At 55.5% G+C, this 21495-nt stretch carries 21 protein-coding genes and 1 other RNA gene; 10 read left to right on the plus strand and 12 right to left on the minus strand.

All coding sequences use genetic code 11. From position 1 onward, the window contains the following. Positions 1 to 2 precede the first annotated feature (2 nt). The 8 genes from mzrA (at position 3) to IM294_RS06240 (ending at position 4090) form a co-directional block, all read left to right on the plus strand. Positions 3 to 386: an EnvZ/OmpR regulon moderator MzrA gene (mzrA, locus tag IM294_RS06205; RefSeq protein ID WP_028014507.1), complete on the plus strand. Its 384-nt coding sequence runs from the start codon at positions 3 to 5 to the stop codon at positions 384 to 386. A gap of 143 nt (positions 387 to 529) precedes the next feature. Continuing rightward, positions 530 to 898 carry a DUF1090 domain-containing protein gene (locus IM294_RS06210; protein ID WP_028014508.1) on the plus strand — a complete coding sequence of 123 codons (369 nt, stop codon included), beginning with the start codon at positions 530 to 532 and terminating at the stop codon, positions 896 to 898. Between the two features lie 29 nt (positions 899 to 927). Then, entirely contained in the window at positions 928 to 1233 is a 306-nt protein-coding gene (locus IM294_RS06215) for a YqjD family protein (RefSeq protein WP_008503141.1), read from the plus strand. A gap of 1 nt (position 1234) precedes the next feature. Then, entirely contained in the window at positions 1235 to 1633 is a 399-nt protein-coding gene (locus tag IM294_RS06220; protein ID WP_041907961.1) for a phage holin family protein, read from the plus strand. Next, the gene (locus tag IM294_RS06225; protein ID WP_014885330.1) at positions 1630 to 1926 is read left to right on the plus strand and encodes a YqjK-like family protein; all 297 of its coding nucleotides are present in this window, start codon (positions 1630 to 1632) and stop codon (positions 1924 to 1926) included. The genes IM294_RS06220 and IM294_RS06225 overlap by 4 nt, the downstream gene beginning before the upstream one ends. A 241-nt stretch (positions 1927 to 2167) precedes the next feature. Next, positions 2168 to 2560 (plus strand): DoxX family protein, encoded by a 393-nt coding sequence (locus IM294_RS06230; protein ID WP_042716298.1) that lies wholly within the window; start codon positions 2168 to 2170, stop codon positions 2558 to 2560. A 72-nt stretch (positions 2561 to 2632) separates the two neighbouring features. After that, positions 2633 to 3619: a glutathione S-transferase family protein gene (locus IM294_RS06235; RefSeq protein WP_126817039.1), complete on the plus strand. Its 987-nt coding sequence runs from the start codon at positions 2633 to 2635 to the stop codon at positions 3617 to 3619. Between the two features lie 105 nt (positions 3620 to 3724). Further along, positions 3725 to 4090, plus strand: coding sequence for a DUF805 domain-containing protein (locus IM294_RS06240; RefSeq protein ID WP_028014511.1), 366 nt, complete (start codon positions 3725 to 3727; stop codon positions 4088 to 4090). A 41-nt stretch (positions 4091 to 4131) separates the two neighbouring features. Here IM294_RS06240 and yhaJ read toward each other — a convergent pair whose 3' ends face one another. Beyond that, positions 4132 to 5034, minus strand: coding sequence for a DNA-binding transcriptional regulator YhaJ (gene yhaJ, locus IM294_RS06245; protein WP_041907956.1), 903 nt, complete (start codon positions 5032 to 5034; stop codon positions 4132 to 4134). Between the two features lie 104 nt (positions 5035 to 5138). Here yhaJ and IM294_RS06250 point away from each other — a divergent pair, with 104 nt between their 5' ends. Beyond that, a complete protein-coding gene (locus IM294_RS06250) occupies positions 5139 to 5840 on the plus strand; it encodes a pirin family protein (protein WP_028014512.1) in 702 nt (233 codons plus the stop codon). A 53-nt stretch (positions 5841 to 5893) separates the two neighbouring features. Here IM294_RS06250 and IM294_RS06255 read toward each other — a convergent pair whose 3' ends face one another. The 10 genes from IM294_RS06255 to garL all read right to left on the minus strand — a co-directional run bounded on the left by IM294_RS06255 (position 5894) and on the right by garL (position 18523). Beyond that, on the minus strand, positions 5894 to 7195 hold the full coding sequence (locus tag IM294_RS06255; RefSeq protein WP_126817038.1) for a serine dehydratase subunit alpha family protein: 1302 nt from the start codon (positions 7193 to 7195) through the stop codon (positions 5894 to 5896). Between the two features lie 20 nt (positions 7196 to 7215). Further along, positions 7216 to 8547 (minus strand): amino acid permease, encoded by a 1332-nt coding sequence (locus IM294_RS06260; protein ID WP_063451085.1) that lies wholly within the window; start codon positions 8545 to 8547, stop codon positions 7216 to 7218. A 273-nt stretch (positions 8548 to 8820) separates the two neighbouring features. Continuing rightward, positions 8821 to 11115: a formate C-acetyltransferase gene (gene pflB / locus IM294_RS06265; protein ID WP_126817036.1), complete on the minus strand. Its 2295-nt coding sequence runs from the start codon at positions 11113 to 11115 to the stop codon at positions 8821 to 8823. A gap of 15 nt (positions 11116 to 11130) precedes the next feature. Next, positions 11131 to 12339: a propionate kinase gene (gene tdcD, locus IM294_RS06270; RefSeq protein ID WP_126817034.1), complete on the minus strand. Its 1209-nt coding sequence runs from the start codon at positions 12337 to 12339 to the stop codon at positions 11131 to 11133. 29 nt (positions 12340 to 12368) lie between these two features. After that, positions 12369 to 13700, minus strand: coding sequence for a threonine/serine transporter TdcC (tdcC, locus tag IM294_RS06275; protein WP_126817032.1), 1332 nt, complete (start codon positions 13698 to 13700; stop codon positions 12369 to 12371). A 9-nt stretch (positions 13701 to 13709) separates the two neighbouring features. Further along, positions 13710 to 14699 (minus strand): bifunctional threonine ammonia-lyase/L-serine ammonia-lyase TdcB, encoded by a 990-nt coding sequence (gene tdcB / locus IM294_RS06280; protein ID WP_047367120.1) that lies wholly within the window; start codon positions 14697 to 14699, stop codon positions 13710 to 13712. Positions 14700 to 14795: 96 nt separating this feature from the next. Further along, on the minus strand, positions 14796 to 15716 hold the full coding sequence (gene tdcA / locus IM294_RS06285; RefSeq protein WP_045260099.1) for a transcriptional regulator TdcA: 921 nt from the start codon (positions 15714 to 15716) through the stop codon (positions 14796 to 14798). A 688-nt stretch (positions 15717 to 16404) separates the two neighbouring features. Continuing rightward, positions 16405 to 16781: RNase P RNA component class A (gene rnpB / locus IM294_RS06290), an RNA gene on the minus strand. A gap of 59 nt (positions 16782 to 16840) precedes the next feature. Next, positions 16841 to 17731, minus strand: a complete 891-nt coding sequence (gene garR, locus IM294_RS06295) for a 2-hydroxy-3-oxopropionate reductase (RefSeq protein ID WP_126817030.1) — start codon at positions 17729 to 17731, stop codon at positions 16841 to 16843. Positions 17732 to 17752: 21 nt separating this feature from the next. After that, positions 17753 to 18523, minus strand: a complete 771-nt coding sequence (garL, locus tag IM294_RS06300) for a 2-dehydro-3-deoxyglucarate aldolase (protein ID WP_028014520.1) — start codon at positions 18521 to 18523, stop codon at positions 17753 to 17755. A gap of 358 nt (positions 18524 to 18881) precedes the next feature. Here garL and garD point away from each other — a divergent pair, with 358 nt between their 5' ends. Next, positions 18882 to 20453 (plus strand): galactarate dehydratase, encoded by a 1572-nt coding sequence (gene garD, locus IM294_RS06305; protein WP_126817028.1) that lies wholly within the window; start codon positions 18882 to 18884, stop codon positions 20451 to 20453. A 47-nt stretch (positions 20454 to 20500) separates the two neighbouring features. Here the strand turns inward: garD and IM294_RS06310 are convergent, their stop codons facing one another. Then, positions 20501 to 21304, minus strand: coding sequence for a DeoR family transcriptional regulator (locus tag IM294_RS06310; protein WP_126817026.1), 804 nt, complete (start codon positions 21302 to 21304; stop codon positions 20501 to 20503). Positions 21305 to 21495: the final 191 nt, after the last annotated feature.

The following is a 21495-nucleotide window of genomic DNA, read 5'->3' on the forward strand; positions in this document are numbered from 1 at the left end:
CGATGGTTATCTCACCGCTCGCCATGCGCCGCTTTGCCTGTGCCTTTATTGCACTGGTGATGCTCAGCGCCGTACTGCTGGCCTGGAACACGCTTTCACATCAGGACGCTACGCTGGCCATTCGCCCGGTAAACCAGGGGGGCGGTGTGCCTGACGGTTTTTCTGTCTGGCATCATCTGGATGCAAACGGCATCCGCTTTAAAAGCATCACCCCGCAGGACGATGTTTTACTGATTAAGTTTGATTCCCGTGCGCAGAGCGCTGCCGCGAAAGCGGTTCTTGACCGTACTCTGCCGCACGGCTATATCATTGCCCAGCAGGAAGATGACAACCCGCCAGCCGCGTGGTTATCATTGATTCGCGATACGTCGCATCGGTTTGGATAACTTCCTGGATTCCGAATCTTTTCACTCACTTTGGTGAATCCCCCGTTTACTTACTATGCTTAAGTACGCGGAGCACCCCTCGAATGTACTCCGCATCATTTTGGATAGCGGCTAACCCCGCAGCACAATGGAAGGTTTCGATAATGAAATTCCGCATGACCCTGGCTCTGGCCCTTTTTTCTTTAAGCACAACGACCTTCGCAAACTCTCTCTGTCAGGAGAAAGAACAGGATATTCAGCGTGAGATCGGTTATGCCGAAAAGCATAACAATCAGCACCGTGTTGATGGTCTCAAAAAAGCGCTGAGCGAAGTGAAAGCGAACTGTTCAGACAGCAAGCTGCGTGCCGATCACCAAAAGAAAATCGCTGAACAGAAGGACGAGATAGCCGAGCGCCGTCAAGACCTGCAGGAAGCGAAAGAGAAAGGGGATGCGGAAAAAATTGCTAAGCGCGAGAAGAAGTTGAAAGAGGCGCAGGACGACCTGAAAGCGCTGGAAGCTCGCGATTATTGAGTTAACGGAAATCTCAACAGGAGAGAATCATGTCAAAAGATACGACGTCTGAACATCTGCGCGCTGAACTGAAATCCCTGGCCGATACCCTTGAAGAGGTGCTGAACTCCTCTGCCGATAAGTCGAAAGAAGAAGTAAGCAAGCTGCGCAGCAAAGCGGAGCAGGCGCTGAAAGAGAGCCGCTACCGCCTGGGTGAAACCGGTGATGCACTGGCGAAACAGACCCGTGAAGCGGCTGCGCGTGCAGATGAATATGTGCGCGACAATCCATGGACGGGAGTTGGTATTGGTGCCGCAGTGGGTGTGGTACTGGGTGTCCTGCTGACGCGTCGTTGATATGGAAGATCCTCGTCACGCACAAGGGCCTGCTAATAACGTCCTCGGCATCGGCCAGCGTATTTTAACGACGCTGGTTGGGATTGCCGAAACGCGCGTCCGGCTGGCAGTGGTCGAACTGGAAGAGGAGAAAGCGAACCTCTTCCAGATGCTGCTGATGCTCGGGCTGACCATGCTCTTCGCCGCGTTTGGTCTGATGAGCCTGATGGTGTTAATCATCTGGGCCATTGACCCGCAGTATCGACTTAACGCGATGATTGCCACGACCGTCGTTCTGCTGGTCGCGGCGCTGATTGGCGGCATATGGACGATGCGTAAAGCGCGCAGGTCCACTTTCCTGCGCCACACGCGCCAGGAACTGGCTAACGATCGCGCCCTGCTGGAGGATGACAAGCCGTGAGCGATAAAGCGGAACGTCAGAAGCGAAAAGCGTACCTGTTAAGTCAGATCCAGCAGCAGCGGCTGGATCTGTCTGCCAGCCGCCGTGACTGGATCGACGCGACGCGACGGTTTGACCGTGGCTGGAATACCTTCCTGAGCCTGCGTTCGTGGGCGCTGGTCGGCAGCAGCGTGATGGCTATCTGGACGGTTCGTCATCCGAATATGCTCATCCGCTGGGCCCGACGCGGTTTTGGTGCCTGGAGCGCCTGGCGTCTGGTCAAAGCAACGCTGCGGCAACAACAGCTGCGGTGATAAACGCAAAACGGTAACTCAGGTTACCGTTTTTTGTTTTTGCCCTTCTCCCCGTGGGCTGAGGGCACCAGCGCGCACCTGCCCTTACTCAATATCTTTGAAGAAGATTGACAGTTTTCCTTGCTAACAATTGCTACCCGCCCCGTTTACACTCCTCTCCATCGACAGCAGAACCGCGGTATCTACCCGGAATTGCAGACAAATAATGTTCAGCCGCTTATGTGGTTTCCTGGAGAGTAAAATGAAAAAATTAGAAGATGTTGGTGTACTGGTCGCGCGTATTCTGATGCCAATTCTGTTTATCGTGGCAGGCTGGGGCAAAATCACCGGATATGCGGGTACCCAGCAGTATATGGAAGCCATGGGCGTTCCGGGGTTCCTGCTGCCGCTGACCATTCTGCTTGAGTTTGGCGGCGGCCTGGCGGTTCTGTTCGGCTTCCTGACCCGCACCACCGCGCTGTTTACCGCAGGCTTCACCCTGCTGACCGCGTTCCTGTTCCACAGCAACTTTGCTGAAGGCGTGAACTCACTGATGTTTATGAAAAACCTGACTATCGCGGGTGGCTTCCTGCTGCTGGCGATTACCGGCCCAGGCGCATACAGCATCGACCGCGTTCTGAATAAGAAATGGTAAGCACGCTATACTGAATAAACACAAAGCGAGGAGACATCTCCTCGCTTTTGCTATCTGACGGAGGAGTAAAAAATGGGACAACTCGTAGACGGCGTCTGGCAGGATGTCTGGTATGACACCAAATCCACCGGTGGACGCTTTAAGCGCTCTGTTTCGGCCTTCCGTAACTGGCTGACCGCCGACGGCGCAACCGGCCCGAGTGGCGAAGGGGGCTTCGCGGCGGAGAAAGATCGTTATCATCTTTATGTTTCCCTCGCCTGCCCGTGGGCGCACCGCACGCTGATCGTGCGCAAGCTAAAAGGCCTCGAATCCTTCATTCCGGTTTCAGTCGTCAACCCGTTGATGCTGGAAAACGGCTGGACGTTTGACAGTGATTTCCCTGCGGCAACCGGCGACGATCTTTATCACCACGATTTCCTGTACCAGCTCTATCTGCGCGCCGATCCGCACTACACCGGACGCGTGACCGTGCCGGTGCTGTGGGACAAGAAAAACCAGACGATCGTCAGCAATGAGTCCGCGGAAATCATCCGCATGTTCAATACCGCGTTTGATGCGCACGGCGCCCGCGCCGGGGATTACTACCCGGTCGAGCTACGCGAGAAAATTGACGAGCTGAACAGCTGGATTTACGACAACGTCAACAACGGCGTCTATAAGGCCGGTTTCGCCACCAGCCAGGAAGCCTATGACGAAGCGGTCGGAAAGGTGTTTGAATCGCTGGAGCGCCTGGAGCAGATCCTGGGCCAGCATCGCTACCTGACGGGCGATCGCCTTACGGAAGCGGACATCCGCCTGTGGACCACGCTGGTTCGCTTTGACCCGGTCTATGTCACCCACTTTAAGTGCGATAAACACCGCATCAGCGACTACCTGAACCTGTATGGTTTCCTGCGAGACATCTACCAGATGCCGGGGATCGCGGAGACGGTCGATTTTGACCATATTCGCACCCACTATTTCCGCAGCCACAAGACCATCAACCCGACGGGCATCATCTCCATTGGCCCGTGGCAGGATCTGGATGAACCGCACGGGCGCGACGTGCGTTTCGGATAATTATTTAGGGAATCAATTGATTCCCTTTTTTAATTCACAGCATACATCTATCCTTACCTCGATCGCTTAGAAAACAAGTGATTGACTGATTAAGAGGCAAGGAAAATGGACTGGTATTTAAAAGTACTGCGCAACTACGTTGGATTTGGTGGCCGCGCCCGCCGCAAAGAGTACTGGATGTTCGTTCTGGTGAACTTCGTCCTGATTATGGTGCTGGGCATCGTGGATAAAATCCTCGGCTGGGAGCGCGCCGGCGGTGAAGGTGTACTCACTACGATTTATGGCTTGCTGGTTTTGCTGCCTTCATGGGCCGTGCTGTTTCGTCGTCTCCACGACACCGATCGTTCGGCGTGGTGGCTGCTGTTGCTGTTAATCCCGCTTGTCGGCTGGATCGTGATTTTAATTTTCAACTGTCAGAGCGGGACGCCGGGCGAAAACCGCTTTGGTCCGGACCCTAAGATCGGCGCGTAAATTACTGCCCGGTGGCGCTTACGCTTACCGGGCCTGCTCGCTTATTTGTTGTGATGCGCAAAGAGCTTTGGAATTTCGCGCAGGCACCACGATTTGGCTTCGCCCATGCTGTCGCGGCGCCACGCCATAATAATGTCCACTTCGCTGGTGTACTCCGGGCTCACCACCCTTAGTCGCCCTTCCGCAATATCTTTTTCCACAAACGGGTAGGGCATCGTCGCCACGCCCAAACCGGCCAGCAGCGCCTGCCGCTTGTTTTCCAGTGACGTGACCGTCAGACGAGGCTGTTTATCCAGCAGCTGAACCGTCAGCACCGGACGCTCGCGCGCGGTATCCGCCACCGCCACGCCGCGGTACTTCACGCGCGTCACTTCAGAGAGCGGCTCCGGCTCCTGGTGAATCGGGTGATCCGGCGCGGCGACGTAGACGTTCATGACGCTGTAGAGCTTGCGCGAGTTGATTTCTGACGATGAGCGGAAATGCATGTCAGGCGCAATGACGATATCCGCCCTGCCCGTCTCCAGACGCTCCCACGCCCCGGCCAGCACCTCGGTGATGATCGACAGCTGCGTATTGGCCTTCGCCGCCAGGCGGTCTACCAGAGGGAACAGCGCTTCGGTCGGCACCAGCGCTTCGGTGACTAACGTCAGGTGGGTTTCCCAGCCTCGCGCCAGCGCTTCGGCGTCCGTGGTGAGCTTGTCCGCCGCTTCCAGCAGCACGCGACCTCGCTCCAGCAGCATCCGCCCCACGTTGGTGAATTTTGTTCGATGACCGGAGCGATCGAAGAGCACGACGTCCAGCTCTTCCTCCAGTTTTTGCATGGTGTAGCTTAGCGCAGACGGAACGCGCCCCAGTTCATCTGCCGCCGCGGCAAAGCTGCCGCGCCGGTCAATCGCGTCCATGACGCGAAGCGCCTCAAGCGTCAATGCTCTCTCTTTAGCCATCTCGTTCTCATTCAGGAAATTTGAACATACCAGGCAGAATATCTGGCTAACAATGCAGCGTCCATACCTTTACCATTGTTTTAGTGTAAAGAGAGGTCAAGTTTATGATTACGACAAGAACAGCGAAACAGTGCGGACAAGCCGATTTCGGTTGGCTGCAGGCCCGCTACACCTTTTCCTTTGGACACTACTTTGACCCTAAACTCCTCGGTTACGCTTCACTGCGCGTGTTGAACCAGGAAGTGCTCGCCCCGGGCGCCTCCTTCCAGCCGCGTACGTATCCGAAAGTCGATATCCTGAACCTGATCCTGGAAGGCGAGGCAGAATACCGCGATAGCGAGGGCAATCATGTCCAGGCAAAGGCTGGCGAAGCGTTGTTAATTTCCACGCAGCCGGGCATCAGCTACAGCGAGCATAACCTCAGCAAAGACAAAACGCTGACGCGCATGCAGCTGTGGCTCGACGCCTGCCCTGAGCGAGAAAACCCGCTGGTGCAGAAAATAGATCTGAAGGGCGATAAACAGCAGCTGATTGCCTCGCCTGACGGCAGCAAGGACAGCTTGCAGCTGCGACAGCAGGTATGGCTGCACCATATCGAACTGAAAAAAGGTGAACAGGCAAGCTTCCAGCTGCACGGCCCGCGCGCCTATTTGCAGTCCATTCACGGTACGGTGCATGCGGTAACGCACGCGGAAGAGAAAGAAGCGCTCACCTGCGGCGACGGGGCGTTTATTCGTGACGAAGCGAATATCACCCTGGTGGCGGATACGCCGCTGCGCGCGCTGCTGATTGATTTGCCGGTGTAAGAGTTGCTCGATCGGTCCCTCTCCCCTTTGGGAAGAGGGACGAATGCCAATCGCTACACCTTACTCGCCATAATCTCAATAATCTGCCGGTCCGTTGCCTGCATTGAGCGGCACGCCAGGGCGCACAGGTTAGAGATAGACTGTTCCACGTCGTGGGCCACAATTCCTTCGTTACCCGTCACGGCTGTATCATCCAGCGCCATCATCACGGCTTTCCAGGCGCTGGTGACGCTGGTCGAGACTTTCATGGCGCAACTGTTAGACGCCCCGTCGCAGATCATCCCGCTGACGTCACCGATCATACTGCCGATGGCCATTGCAATCGTCTGATAGCTTCCGCCCAACAGCCACGCCATCCCTGCGGCGGCCCCCATACCGGCCGTTGTCGCCGCACACAGCGCGGACAAACGCGGAAGCTGGTAATGGATGTAGATAGCCGACAGATGCGAGAGCATCAGCGCCCGCGCCAGCCGTTCGTCATCGGCCTGAACATGTTCAGCGACCACGACAACCGGCATGGTGGCTGTAATTCCCTGATTCCCGGAGCCCGAGTTGCTCATCGCCGGCAGCGTCGCGCCGCCCATGCGGGCATCCGAGGCCGCGCTGGTGCGGATAACGATGTCTGAACTCAGATCCTGCGCCATCCATCCGCGTGCGCGCTGCTTATTGAGGGTGGCGCCAATGTGTAGCCCCCACTTCCCGCTAAGCCCTTCACGAGAGAGCGCGTCGTTCAGTTGCCCTGCTTCCAGGATAAAGCGGATCGCCTCGAACGGTACCTGTTCGACAAACTCCAGGATCTGCGAGAGCGTGGTGTTTGACAGTACCGCCAGCGGATCGTTACTTACCTCGGCCTGCCGCTCGTCAAGACTGAAGCGCGTTTCGCCGTGACAAACCACCTCCACCACGCGGGTATGTCCGCCCGCAATGGTCACCATGGCCGAGGCCTCACCGGCGTAAACGCAGGCACGTGAATAGAGGATCTCATCGCACGGCTCCTGCAATTTCACCTGCACCAGACCGGCGTTAAGCATTGCTTTGGCCCGCGCCAGCGCATCGGCGGTGACATCTTTCAGCACCTCCAGCCCCGCCTGCGCATTGCCACCGATGGCACCCAGCGCCGCCGCAATGGGCAGCCCGACCATGCCGGTGCCCGGCACCGTTACGCCAAGCCCGTTCTTCATCAGATTCGGCGATACCCACGCCTCAATCTTCGTGACGTCGCCAGGCAGTTGCTCTGCGGCAATCGCACAGGCAAGGGCCAGAGAAACGGGCTCGGTGCACCCCAGCGCAGGCTTAACTTCTTCCTGCACTACGCGAATAAATTGATTCCATAAAGGATGAGTTTGCTCAGACATCGTTACGACCTTATTTGCCCTCAGGAAAATGCGAGGAAAGGAGAAACACAAAGCAGCAGCCCGGTGATGACAATAATCACCAGCGATACGCCCTTATATTTATGCAGCGCCGGTACCTTGTAGACCAGCCATGCAGGGATCAGGCAGCCCACCATGCCGAAGATGGGGCTACAGATAGAGGTGAAGCTCAGTACCGGCGCGTTTAACACGATCGCGCTCCAGGCCAGCAGGATAGCGAACAGCATGATCCCGCGCTGGACGGTGCTTTCATTAATACGTTCAGCCGGCATTTTACGGCGCAGGATATTCATCACGATCCCCTGCGTGGCTTCGCGGAAGCCGAGATAGACGCCGAAGAAGGCGGTCATCACGGCAAAAATATTGAGGATCACGCTGACGATTTTGACCCAGCCCGCACCGTCGCCGCTGATAAACTGCGCCGCAATCGCCAGGGCGGAAATGTTCTGCTCGTAGGCTTTCACCGCTTCGTCGTGTCCCATCGCCAGGGTGAAAGAGACGGCGTAGAAGAAGACCGTGACAAACAGTATGCCAAAGGCGATATTCATCGCCCGCAGCGCCTTATGACGCGCCACCTCAACGGATTTTTCCCGTGAACGATAGGAAATCACCATCGGGCTTAATGTCTGGATAAACAGAATGGAGGTTAAGGTAAACGGCAGCGTAATAATGGCATTTTTTATCAGCAACCCCATCGGCGGCAGCATACCGACGTTGGCTAAATGCCAGAGGCCGATCATCGAAAGCCCCAGCGCCGCCACCACAAATAATTTGGTCAGCACCATCAGGCTGGAGACTTTAAACAGCAGCTTTTCACCGCGCGAAGAGATGGCGACCAGAATACAGATCAGGAATAAGCCGTAGAAGGGATTTTCCGACAGCAACCCCTCGGTGACACCGAAAGTGTGCAAATAGGATGCGCTGTCGTTGGTGATAGCCGTGGAATAGACAAACATCCAGATGACCAGCATCACGAAATAGAGCGCACCTAATAAGATGCCCCAGTTTTTACCTAAATAACCGCTAATCACGCTCGGGTAGTCTTTACATTCCGGGGATTCCGCCAGCGTATTAATAAATAATCGCTGGAAGAGGTACATGGCCGGATAGCCAATAATCGAGGAGAGCAAAAAGACCCACAGCCCCATTAATCCAACCTGCACCGGAAGAAAAACGATTCCCGCGCCGATGGCCATCCCGATACTCATGATGACCCAGCCCGTGTCGGTGCTGTCGAATTTGATCGCCTCTCGCCATTCGCTTTCGCTCATTCCCGCCCGCCTTGCCGCAGGGGAATCACTCACAATCACACTGCTGTTTGTTGCCATATTCATTGGGCACTCGCTTATTTTGTAGGGTAAACAATTGTTTTTATTAGGTTCCGATCGCCAGCGATTGCGATTCAGAGAGCAGCAGGTGTTTGTTATTGGTGTGAGAAAATCATAGCCGGAGCAAGGGAGAAAAAAGTCACAAGTTTTATAGGGACTTCCTGACACTGGAGGAAAAATTGCTACTGGAGGTGTAAACGAGGAGGGTATTTTCTAAATGTGACAGCATTCACGAAATTAAAAGCCTCCTCTAAGGAGGAGGCACAATGGCAATTGGAATTACATCGCCTGCGTAAACGTCCTCGAAATCACGTCCTGCTGCTGCTCGCGCGTCAGGGCGTTAAACCGTACCGCATAGCCGGATACGCGAATTGTCAGGTTCGGGTAGCTCTCCGGATGGGCAATGGCATCCAGCAGCATCTCCCGGTTCATGACGTTGACGTTCAGGTGCTGCCCGCCCTCAATAGACGCTTCGTGATGGAAGTACCCATCCAGCAGCCCCACCAGGTTGGTTTTGCGCACCAGTTCATCCTTGCCCAGCGCCTGCGGCACAATGGAGAAGGTATAGGAGATCCCGTCTTTGGCGTAGGTAAACGGCAGCTTGGCGACCGACGTTAGCGAAGCCACCGCCCCTTTCCTGTCGCGACCGTGCATCGGGTTGGCGCCAGGCGCAAACGGCGTGCCGCCGCGGCGTCCGTCCGGCGTGTTGCCCGTTTTCTGGCCGTAGACCACGTTGGAGGTGATAGTCAGGATCGACTGAGTCGGCACCGCGTTGCGATACGTCGGCAGCGCCTGGATCTTCTTCATAAATCGCTCCACCAGGTCGCAGGCGATGCTGTCCACGCGATCGTCATTATTGCCGTACTGCGGATAGTCCCCTTCGATGACGAAGTCCACCGCCAGGCCGGTGTGGTCGCGCACTGGTTTCACCGTGGCGTACTTAATCGCCGACAGGGAATCCGCCGCCACCGACAGCCCGGCAATGCCGCAGGCCATGGTGCGATAGACGTCACGATCGTGCAGCGCCATCAGCGACGCTTCGTAGCTGTACTTATCATGCATGTAGTGAATGAGATTCAGCGCGCTGATGTACTGCACCGCCAGCCAGTCCATAAAGTGATCCAGGCTCGCCATCACGGTGTCGTAATCCAGCACCTCATCCAGCAACGGCTCGGTTTTCGGGCCGACCTGGATCTTCAGCTTCTCGTCCACCCCGCCGTTGATCGCGTACAGCAGCGTTTTGGCGAGGTTGGCGCGAGCGCCAAAGAACTGCATCTGCTTGCCGATCACCATCGGGCTGACGCAGCAGGCAATGGCGTAGTCGTCGCTGTTGAAGTCGGCGCGCATAAGATCGTCGTTCTCATACTGCAGCGACGAGGTGACGATCGACACCTGCGCGGCGTATTTCTTAAACGCGATCGGCAGCTGTTCAGACCAGAGGATCGTCAGGTTCGGCTCCGGCGCGGGCCCCATGGTATGAAGGGTATGCAGGTAGCGGAAGCTGTTTTTTGTCACCAGCGTACGGCCATCCAGCCCCATGCCGCCGATCACTTCCGTGGCCCAGATCGGATCGCCGGAGAAGAGCGTGTCGAACTCCGGCGTGCGCAGGAAGCGCACCATGCGGATCTTCATGATGAAGTGGTCGATCAGCTCCTGGGCCTGCACCTCGTTCAGCAGCCCCGCCTGCATGTCGCGTTCAATGTAGATATCAAGGAACGAGGCCGTACGCCCCAGCGACATCGCCCCGCCGTTCTGGGATTTCACTGCGGCAAGGTAGGCAAAATAGACCCACTGCACCGCTTCCTGCGCGTTCATCGCCGGACGTGAAATATCAAAGCCATAGTTTGCCGCCATCTGCTGGATCTGCAGCAACGCACGCCTGTGCTCCGCCAGCTCCTCGCGCAGGCGGATTGTCGCCTCCAGATCTTCGCCGCGCTCCAGCCTCCCCTGCAGATCGGCAAACTGCAGTTCACGCTCGCGCACCAGATAGCTGATGCCGTACAGCGCCACGCGGCGGTAATCGCCGATAATGCGCCCGCGCCCGTAGCCGTCCGGCAGACCGGTCAGCACGCCAGATTTACGGCAGCGCATCATCTCCGGGGAGTAAACGTCAAACACGCCCTGGTTGTGGGTTTTACGCAGGTCGGTAAACAGGTATTCGAACTGCGGATCCATTTCCCGCCCGTAGGCTTCGAACGAGCTGCGGATCATGTTGATCCCGCCGTACGGATGCAGGGCGCGCTTGAGCGGCTTGTCGGTTTGCAGGCCGACGATCGTCTCAAGATCCTGGTCGATATAGCCCGGTCCGTGGGCGGTAATGGTGGTGGCAATGTTGGTGTCGAAATCCACCGGGGCGTGGGTGGCATTCTCCTGGCGAATGCCGACCATCACCTTCTGCCACAGCGCCGTCGTTGCTGGCGTCGCCTGCGCGAGGAAAGCTTCATCGCCTTCATAAGGGGTGTAGTTATGCTGAATAAAATCGCGGACGTTAACGGCATTTTTCCATTCTTCACCGCGAAACCCGGCCCATGCGTCGCTGTAAGGCGCGACGCCCGTATCGATTGTTACTTTCATGTGATTCTCGCTTTATCAGGCGTAAGCCGCAGCCGGGGTGACCTTCCCAAGACGGAGGGCGTCCAGCGCGATCATTTTTTCTTCGTTGGTAGGGATAACCGCGCAGGTCACGCGGGACGACTCGGTGGAGATGACGCGCGCACCCGCGCTGCCCGGCAGAGCGTTTTTCGCCTCGTCGAGCGCGATGCCTAACACCTTCAGATGTTCCGCCACCAGCGCGCGGATCAGCGTGGAGTTTTCACCGATGCCGCCAGTGAAGATCACGCCATCCAGACGGTGCAGAGACGCGGCGTGACCGGCGATATGCCGCGCTATGCGGTGGACAAAGGTCTTTATCGCCAGCTGCGCCCGGTCATTGCCGTCATGCCAGGCTTTCTCCAGCGCGCGTAAATCGGAGGAGATACCGGAGATGCCAAGCAACCCGGACTCTTTGTTGACCACGCGCTCCAGATCCTCGAACGATTGACCGGTCTGCTGGGCAATCCACGCCATTGCGCCGAAGTCCACGTCGCCGCAGCGCGTGCCCATCACCAGCCCTTCCAGCGGCGTCATCCCCATTGAGGTATCGACGCTTTTACCGTTGCGCACCGCGCAGATGGACGCCCCGTTGCCGAGATGGGCAATCACCAGGCCGCTGTCATCGGGGGACAGCCCGAGGAGCGCGTGCGCCTGACCGGACACGTAGCGGTGAGAGGTGCCGTGGAAACCGTAGCGGCGCACGCCCAGCTCTTCAAAATAGCGGTACGGCAGACCGTACAGATACGCCTGCGGCGCCATGGTCTGATGGAAACTGGTGTCAAATACCGCCACCTGCTGCACGCCGGGGAACAGGCGCTCTGCGGCTTCCACGCCGCTCAGGTTGGCGTAGTTATGCAGCGGCGCCAGCGGGGAAACCAGGCGGATCTGCTCAATGACCTCTTCCGTGATGAGGATCGACTCGCTGAAGAGATCGCCGCCGTGAGCGATGCGGTGGCCAATCAAGGCCACGCTGCTCATCAAGTCGCGTTTCTCCAGCTCGAGGGCGATGGCGGCCAGCGCCCCTTCGTAGTCCTGGTGAGCCAGTCTGACCGGCTCACCCCCGCTCACGGAAATAAAGGCTTTTTCAGTGTTGATGCCATCCGCAATGCCCGTCAGCAGGGCATCGCAGCCTGCTGCGTCCAGCACCGAAAACTTAACGGAGGACGATCCGCAGTTAATAACCAGTACTACCGGAAATTCAGTCATGTGTTACTCCGCTCTTCCTGAGCTTTGGCTTAAAACAGTTTGTAGACGATGTTCAGAATGGTCAGCAGGCCGACCACGGTCACGAAGATGTTCTCGGTCCGGCCTTTGTATTTCGCCAGCGCTGGCGCCTTGCGGATAGCGTACATCGGCAGCAGACACAGCAGAGAGGCGATAATTGGCGCACCCATGGCTTCAATAAGGTCGAGGATGTTCGGGTTGGCGTAGGCCACAATCCAGGTGGAGCCCATGATGAAAATCATGCTGATGGTGTTCAGTTTGCCGACGGAGACGCTCTTCTTATCGCCCTTGTAGCCGAACTTGAGGATCAGGCCATTCAGCCCCTCCAGCGTGCCCAGGTAGTGGCCGAAGAAGGATTTAAAGATAGCGACCAGCGCGATGATGGAGGCGCCGTATTCCAGCACCGTGGCGAACGTGGATTTACTGCCCGACATCGAGGCAAAGTGGTTCGCCAGGTAAGAGAGCACCGGAATGTTCTGCGCTTTGGCATCCGCCATGTTCTGCGGAGAGAGCGTAAACAGGCAGCTAAAGGCGAAGAACATCACCACCGCCACCATCAGCAGGCTGGCGCGACCGATGATTTTGGAACATTTCTGCTCGGTGAATGCTTTCCCGAACTCCGGCTCGTACTCTTCGCGCTTGGAGACCACGAACGAGGAGACGATGGGCGAGAAGTTAAAGGAGAAGACCATGATGGAGATCCCCAGCCACACCGTGACCAGAATGCCGTCATGACCGGTAAAAGCGATATCGCTCAGGTTGACCTGGTCGATCACCGCCGAGTTCCAGTACGGGATCAGCGACAGGGAAATCAGCACCAGGCTGGCAATGAACGGGAACACCAGGTAGCTCATCACCTTCACCATCAGGTCTTTCCCGAACCAGATCACAAAGGCCATCAGCAGCAGCAGGAACAGCGCCACCACGCCGCGGTTCAGGGCTGGCAACTGGAGCTGGTTTTCCCAGAAAGTCATAAAGGTGTTGGTAATGGTTACACCGTAGATCCACAGCAGCGGGCAAATGGCGAAGAAGTAGAGGAAGGTGATCACCACCCCGCCGGTTTTGCCGAAATGCTCTTCCACCGTTTCGGTGATGTTGCCGGAGACGTTGCTGCCGGACAAACAGAGGCGCGCCAGCGCGCGGTGGCAGTAAAACGCAATCGGGAAGGCGAGTACCAGCATCAGCAGGATGGGGATCAGTCCGCCAAAGCCTGCGCGAATGGGGAAGAACAGCACGCCTGCGCCAATGGCGGTACCAAACAGGCCGAGCGTCCATGTGGTGTCAGACTTACGCCAGGAGGACGTTTTCGTCTGGCCAACGATAATGCTTTCTGTGTTGCTCATAGGTCACCTTTATGCGTCAACGAAGCCGGTAATTTGGGAAACACGGGAGAGATCGATATTGCCGCCGGAAATAATGCAGACGGTTTTACGGCCCTGAATATAGGGGTCAAGCTTGCCGCTTAATAACGCCGCGCAGGCCAGCGCGCCCGCACCTTCCGTCACCACTTTATTTCGCTGAATAAGGGCAATCATGCTGTTGCGAATATCGTCTTCGCTCACCAGCACAATGTCATCGACCAGTTCACGAACAATTTCGAAGGTTAATTTACCCGGACGAGACACGTCGCAGCCATCGGCTAATGTGCCGGTAACGCGATGGTTGGTTATTTCTCCGGCCTGCCAGGAAGCCGCCATGCCGTGAACGTTTTCAGACTGTACGCCGATAATATTGATTGTTGGGTTGATGGATTTAATTGCTGTCGCAATACCGGCAATTAAGCCGCCGCCGCCGATAGGGACAATCACATTATCCACGTCGTAAAGATCTTCAAGAATTTCGAGGCCGATGGTGCCCTGCCCGGCAATGACTTTCGCATCGTCATAAGGCGGAATAAATATGCGCCCCTCCATCTCGACGATTTCGCTCACCTTAGCGATGGTGTCGTTGAAGTTCTCGCCGTGCAGCACCACTTCGGCGGAGTAGTCGCGGGTAGCGGCGACCTTGGATTTTGGCGCGCCCATCGGCATCACCACTTTGCCGTCGATACCGAGCATGGCGCAGGAGAGCGACACCCCCTGAGCGTGGTTTCCTGCGGAGCAGGCCACTACCCCTTTGCGTTTTTCTGCGTCCGTCAATGAACTTAACTTATTAAACGCCCCGCGTATTTTAAACGAACCGGTACGCTGCATATTTTCAAATTTCAGGAATATCTCACCCTTACAGCGTTCGCTGAGATAATTTGAGCGCGGCATGCCGGTTTTATAAATTTTTCCCGCCAGGCGTTTTCTGGCGTCCTGAATATCTTCAATGGTCACCGGGAGATCGTAAGTAATGTGCATAATATCCTCGTTATAATAATTCATTCTTTTCAGGCAAAGTCTGGGTATCAGAGCGTTAAAAAGCGTCGCTCCGGGTGCTTTAAAACTTAATTATTTCTATCGTCGTTTATCGATATCCATCGACGAATATTGTTTTGCCAGTTCAACTAATACTGACGCCGATTTTTTAATACTGTAATTTTTCGACCACACGGCGGCATAGCGCGCCACGGGTAATTCATCTTCCACGGGCAGCACAATAAACTGGTCTGAGCCGAACGGCGCAATCATGTCGCGGGGGATCACCGTCAGGTAATCAGCATTCAGGACAAGGTTATAGATAGTGACGACGGAATCGGTCTGGACGATGTTTTCAATGCTGATGCGGTTGTCTTGCAGGGTGGTCAGGAGTTCGTTGTAGTAGCCCATATCGGTTTGCGGCATCACCCACTGCTCATGCGTAAGTGATGCCAGTCTGGTCGGGCCGGTGCACGTTCGTGATTTACTCGCCACCAGCACAAACTCGGATTCAAACAGTGGCTCAACGTGAAGGTCCTGAAGCAACATTCCGTCGCTCAGCGTGCCGATGGCAAAATCCAGCCGACCGTCGCGAATGGCGGGCAGGAATGAAGAGAGCTGCGCTTCATACATGGAGACGCGCGCTTTCGGGAACACTTCCCTGAATTTTTTGATCATCTCAGACAGGAAGGTGAAGCCAATCAGCGACGGATAGCCAAAGGAGACGTCCATGACGGTACTAAAACTGAGGCTGTTGATTTCGCTCACCATGTTTTTCATTTCGCGGGTGATCGACTCAGCGTATGACAGCAGCACCTGACCAGCGGCAGTGAGTTTTACGCCGGTGTTTTTACGCACCATCACTTCCACCCCGAAGTAGGATTCGATGTCGCTGATGATTTTGCTGACGGCGGGTTGCGTCAGGCCTAGTTGTCTTGCGGCAGAACCTATGGAGCCACTTTTAATGACTTCCTGAAATACCACGAGGTGCTGAGTTTTCGGTAGAATAATAGTATTCATAATATTCTGCGCTTATTTCCCTATGACGCAGCGGATTCTACCCAATAATGTTTCAGGGGGTATGTGCTGTTACTCACAATTTGCTTCCCCGCGCATTTCACGGGCACAACAAGAACCTAAAAAATACTTTATAATCAATGCCATATAAAATTAAAAGCACACCATTACGCTGATATCGATCAATAAAATCAGCAGTAATAAATTTATTTTATGGCGATAACCTTGATAAATTTCTCTACGTTAAATAAATCAATAAAGATGAACTTTCAGACAATTAAAGGCCAATAAATAACCGTTATTCCTTTTAAACATTCTTTCAAATTATCAAATTTTGCAGAGGATTTTTGGACAGCTTTTTATAAACAGTGGAATACGTCACACATTCATAGCCTGAATGTTTTTAATTTCAATATGTTTATATCAAATAAGAAAATATTTGCGATCGTTCAGTTAACATTCGCAACAAATTAACAATACTGTAAATTCACCATTTTTTAGGGTGAAATTTTGTGATAACGATCGTTTGCGGTAGGCATGGCGATGCCCGAAAGGGTCATGCAGTGAAATGTGCTTAATGTCGCAAATATGAGAATTGATGTCGTTTGTGCGAGTTGCCGGGTGGCGATGCGCATACCTGGGCTACGAAACCCTAAAAGCAAAAACCCCGCCGAAGCGGGGTTCTGGAAGAAGTTGAAGCTGACCGATAAGCCGGGTTCTGTCGTGGACAGTCATTCATCTAGGCCAGCAATCGCTCACTGGCTCAAGCAGCCTACCCGGGTTCAGTACGGGCCGTACCATGTGAACCCCTATTTGGCCTTGCTCCGGGTGGAGTTTACCGTGCCACGGACTGTTACCAGCCGCGCGGTGCGCTCTTACCGCACCCTTTCACCCTTACCTGATCCCGCTTGCGCGGGCCATCGGCGGTTTGCTCTCTGTTGCACTGGTCGTGGGTTTCCCCCCCAGGCGTTACCTGGCACCCTGCCCTATGGAGCCCGGACTTTCCTCCCCTCCGCCCGTCTCCCCCGAAAGGGACGACGACGAAGCGGCGACTGTCTGGTCAGCTTCGGCGCGCAGTATAGAGGGTTTGCGCGCCGCTGTCACCCTCAGGTGCGGGCAAGATGCTATTAACGCGCCACTTCCACCTTCGCCAGTTTTTCGTAGTAGCACGCAATCGCGCTGTGATCGGCCGTACCCAGGCCATCCGCACGCAGCGCTTGCATCATCTCCATAACCGCAGCGGTCAGCGGCAGTTGTGCACCCACGCCGTGAGACGTATCCAGCGCGTTCGCCAGATCTTTGATGTGCAGATCAATGCGGAAACCGGGTTTGAAATTACGATCCATCACCATCGGCGCTTTGGCATCCAGCACCGTACTGCCCGCCAGACCGCCACGGATTGCCTGATAGACCAGGTCCGGATTGACGCCCGCCTTCGTTGCCAGCGTCAGCGCTTCAGACATGGCGGCAATGTTCAGCGCCACAATCACCTGGTTCGCGAGCTTGGTAACGTTGCCCGCGCCAATGTCTCCGGTATGCACTACGGAGCCTGCCATCGCTTTCATCAGGTCATAGTATTTGTCGAACACGGCCTTATCGCCGCCCACCATCACCGACAGGGTACAGTCGATGGCTTTCGGCTCGCCGCCGCTGACGGGCGCATCCAGCATCTCTACGCCCTTCGCTTTTAACGCCTCGCTGATTTCACGGCTCGCGAGCGGGGCAATAGAGCTCATATCAATCAGCACCAGGCCCGGCTTCGCACCCTCGATGATGCCGTTCTCCCCAAGCGCGACCTCTTTGACGTGAGGGGAATTTGGCAGCATGGTGATGATGACATCGCACTGCTCAGCAATGGCTTTAGGGGTAGTAGCTGTTTCCGCGCCCGCCGCCATCACCTCAGCCACAGACTGTGGATTGTGATCGGATACCACCAGTGAGTAACCCGCTTTAATCAGGTTCTTACTCATTGGTTTACCCATGATCCCAAGACCAATAAAACCCACTTTCAGCGTCATAATCTGTTTCCTCAATGATGGTTATTTTTTAAAAGCGTCCGCTAATTTCTGCGTCGCTGAGCGGAACACGCCGAGGTCGCTGCCGACGGCAACGAACGTGGCTCCCCACTCCAGGTAGCGGCGGGCATCGGCTTCAACCGGCGCCAGAATGCCGCACGGTTTGCCGTGCGCTTTGGCGCGGGCAAAGATGTGCTGGATTGCGCGCTGTACGTCCGGGTGGCTGGCGTTGCCCAGATGCCCAAACGCCGCAGCCAGATCGCTTGGACCGACGAAGATACCGTCCACGCCGTCTGTGGCTGCAATCGCATCGACGTTATCAACGCCCTGCTGGCTTTCAATCTGAACCAGAATAGTGATGTTGCTATTGGACTGGGCGAAGTAGTCCGGCACGGTGCCAAACATGTTGGCGCGGTGCGATACCGAGACGCCGCGGATCCCTTCCGGCGGATAGCGCGTTGAAGCCACGGCCAGCGCCGCCTGTTCTTCCGTTTCCACAAACGGGATCAGGAAATTGTAGAAACCGATATCCAGCAGACGCTTGATAATCACCGGCTCGTTAGTTGGCACGCGCACTACCGGAGTGCTGGGGCTACCTTTCAGCGCCATCAGCTGCGGAATAAAGGTGCTGATATCGTTCGGCGCGTGTTCGCCGTCCAGCACCAGCCAGTCGAATCCGGCCAGGCCTAACACTTCGGTGCTGATAGGGTTTGCCAGCGCGGACCAACAGCCAATCTGAATCTGGTGCGCCGCGAGGGCAGCTTTAAACTTATTCGGGAAGATATCGTTATTCATCACTTAACCCTTTTTTAATTCCGCAGTTATAGCCAGTAATATTTATTCCAGAAAAGATTCTTTATATTTATTTCTCTGACTGAATGGTGGCGTTATAAAATCGTCATTCAGTATAATCGGCTCTACACGTCAGCACATTGTTTTGATGCTCAAGTATTGCGTTACATCTCAATGCTATTTTGAGCATATGCACAAAGCAGTGGGCGCTAATGCACAGAATCAAGGATTAGTCCGCCTGAAACGATCGCGATCACATTTTCACTTTTCTTCTCCTGACATGCTTTATTTCTACGTTAAGAAAACGATTATCCAAAGAGTTATTTTTCATAGCTGAAACTTTGCCGGAGAAGAGTGAATAATGACCGATATTGCAATTAGAGAGGCACCCCCGACGGCGTTTTATATTAAGGTTCACGATACGGATAACGTGGCGATTATTGTCAACGACAATGGCTTAAAAGCAGGCACCCGCTTCCCGGACGGGCTGGAGCTGATTGAGCATATTCCGCAGGGGCACAAGGTCGCGTTGGTCGATATTCCTGCCCACGGTGAAATCGTACGCTACGGCGAAGTCATCGGCTATGCGGTAAGCGCTATCCCGCAGGGTAGCTGGATTGAGGAGTCGCTGGTGGCGCTGCCAGAAGCACCGCCGCTGAATACGCTTCCGCTGGCGACCCGCGTTCCTGAAGCTTTGCCGCCGCTGGAGGGCTATACCTTTGAAGGCTACCGCAATGCGGACGGTAGCGTCGGCACCAAAAACCTGCTCGGCATTACCACCAGCGTGCACTGCGTGGCGGGCGTGGTGGATTACGTGGTGAAAATCATAGAACGCGATCTGCTGCCAAAGTACCCGAACGTCGACGGCGTGGTGGGTCTTAACCACCTGTACGGCTGCGGCGTAGCGATCAATGCGCCCGCGGCGGTCGTGCCGATCCGTACTATCCACAATATCGCCCTGAATCCGAACTTTGGCGGCGAGGTGATGGTCATTGGCCTCGGCTGTGAAAAATTGCAGCCAGAACGCCTGCTGCAGGGTACCGAGGATGTCAAAGCCATCCCGGCAGACGGGGCCAGCATCGTGCGCCTGCAGGACGAGCGCCACGTTGGTTTTCGTTCAATGGTCGACGATATTCTTCAGGTGGCAGAGCGACATCTGGACAAGCTCAACCGCCGCCAGCGCGAAACGTGCCCGGCATCGGAGCTGGTGGTCGGAACCCAGTGCGGCGGCAGCGATGCCTTCTCCGGCGTAACGGCCAACCCGGCGGTGGGCTATGCGTCCGATCTGCTCGTTCGCTGCGGCGCCACGGTGATGTTCTCCGAGGTGACCGAAGTGCGTGACGCCATCCATCTGCTGACGCCGCGCGCAGTCAACGAAGAGGTGGGCAAACGCCTGCTGGAGGAGATGGCCTGGTACGATAACTATCTCGATATGGGCAAAACCGACCGCAGCGCCAACCCTTCGCCGGGCAACAAGAAAGGCGGCCTGGCGAACGTGGTGGAAAAAGCCCTCGGTTCGATTGCCAAATCCGGTCAGAGCGCGATTGTGGAAGTGCTCTCTGCGGGCCAGCGGCCAACCAGGCGCGGCCTTATTTATGCGGCAACACCTGCCAGCGATTTTGTGTGCGGCACCCAGCAGGTGGCCTCCGGTATTACAGTGCAGGTCTTTACCACCGGGCGCGGCACGCCGTACGGGCTGATGGCGGTCCCGGTGATCAAAATGGCGACCCGCACCGAGCTGGCAAACCGTTGGTATGACTTAATGGATATCAACGCGGGCACCATCGCCACCGGGGAAGAGAGTATTGAGGACGTGGGCTGGAAGCTGTTCCATTTTATTCTGGACGTAGCGAGCGGGAGGAAGAAAACTTTCTCGGACCAGTGGGGATTGCATAACCAGCTGGCGGTGTTTAACCCGGCGCCGGTGACGTGATGGCCCCTCAGCCTTCCCTCTCCCCATAGGGGAGAGGGTAAAAAATCTTAAACCAACACCACCTCAATCCCGCTTTTCCGTAATCCTTCCAGACTCTCCGCCGGAACACCTTCATCAACAATAATCATATCAATCCGTTGCGTATCAATGATTTTATGCAGGCTTGAGCGGTTAAACTTGCTGGAGTCGGTCACGACAATAATACGCTCTGCCACCTCGCACATTTTGCGGTTCAGGCGTGCTTCATCCTCGTTGTGCGTGCTCACACCGCGATCGAGATCGATAGCGTCGACGCCCAGGAACAGCAGATCAAAGTGATAATTCTGTAAGGACTGTTCCGCCTGGTCGCCGTAGAAGGACTGCGACTGACGCCGCAAGTGCCCGCCGGTCATCAGCAGCTCTACCCCTTCAGCTTCCAGCAACGCATTCGCCACGTTCATCCCGTTAGTCATCGCAATGACATCCGTGTGCTGGCGCAGCATACGAGCGATCTCAAAAGTCGTGGTGCCGGAATCCAGAATAATGCGGTGCCCCGGCTTCACCAGCGCGGCGGCGGCCTGAGCGATGCTGCGCTTCACCGCCGTATTGAGCGAGCTTTTATCCTCAACGGAAGGCTCGATGCCAGGCGCATTCCCTTCGCAGATCAGCGCCCCGCCGTAGGCACGAACGGCGATGCCCTGCTTTTCCAGAAACGCCAGATCGTTACGGATCGTCACCGTCGATACGCCGTACAGATGAGACAGCTCGTTAACCTGCACGCTTCCCTGCGCCCGCAACCGCTGAATGATCTGCTCCCGCCTTTCACTGGTGCCGGTGATGCGCTTCTCTGCGGATGAATCGCTGCTGCTCATACGAGATCCTTAATCAATAAACTTTCATTTCATTTCGTTTTGTCTATTAACGCCTTTCTTTTTAGCGAATGCAAGCGCTGTCTGGAGGACATAAGCAAGCCTGTGAACAGCTGAAACCTTTCATTATGTTTCTTTTGTGAAACAGATCGGAAAACCATTATCTTTCGTTTTATTTTTACACCGCCATAATG

Origin of the sequence: Enterobacter cloacae complex sp. P43RS, from assembly GCF_014930585.1 — a bacterium.
Taxonomy (GTDB): Bacteria; Pseudomonadota; Gammaproteobacteria; order Enterobacterales; family Enterobacteriaceae; genus Enterobacter; species Enterobacter bugandensis.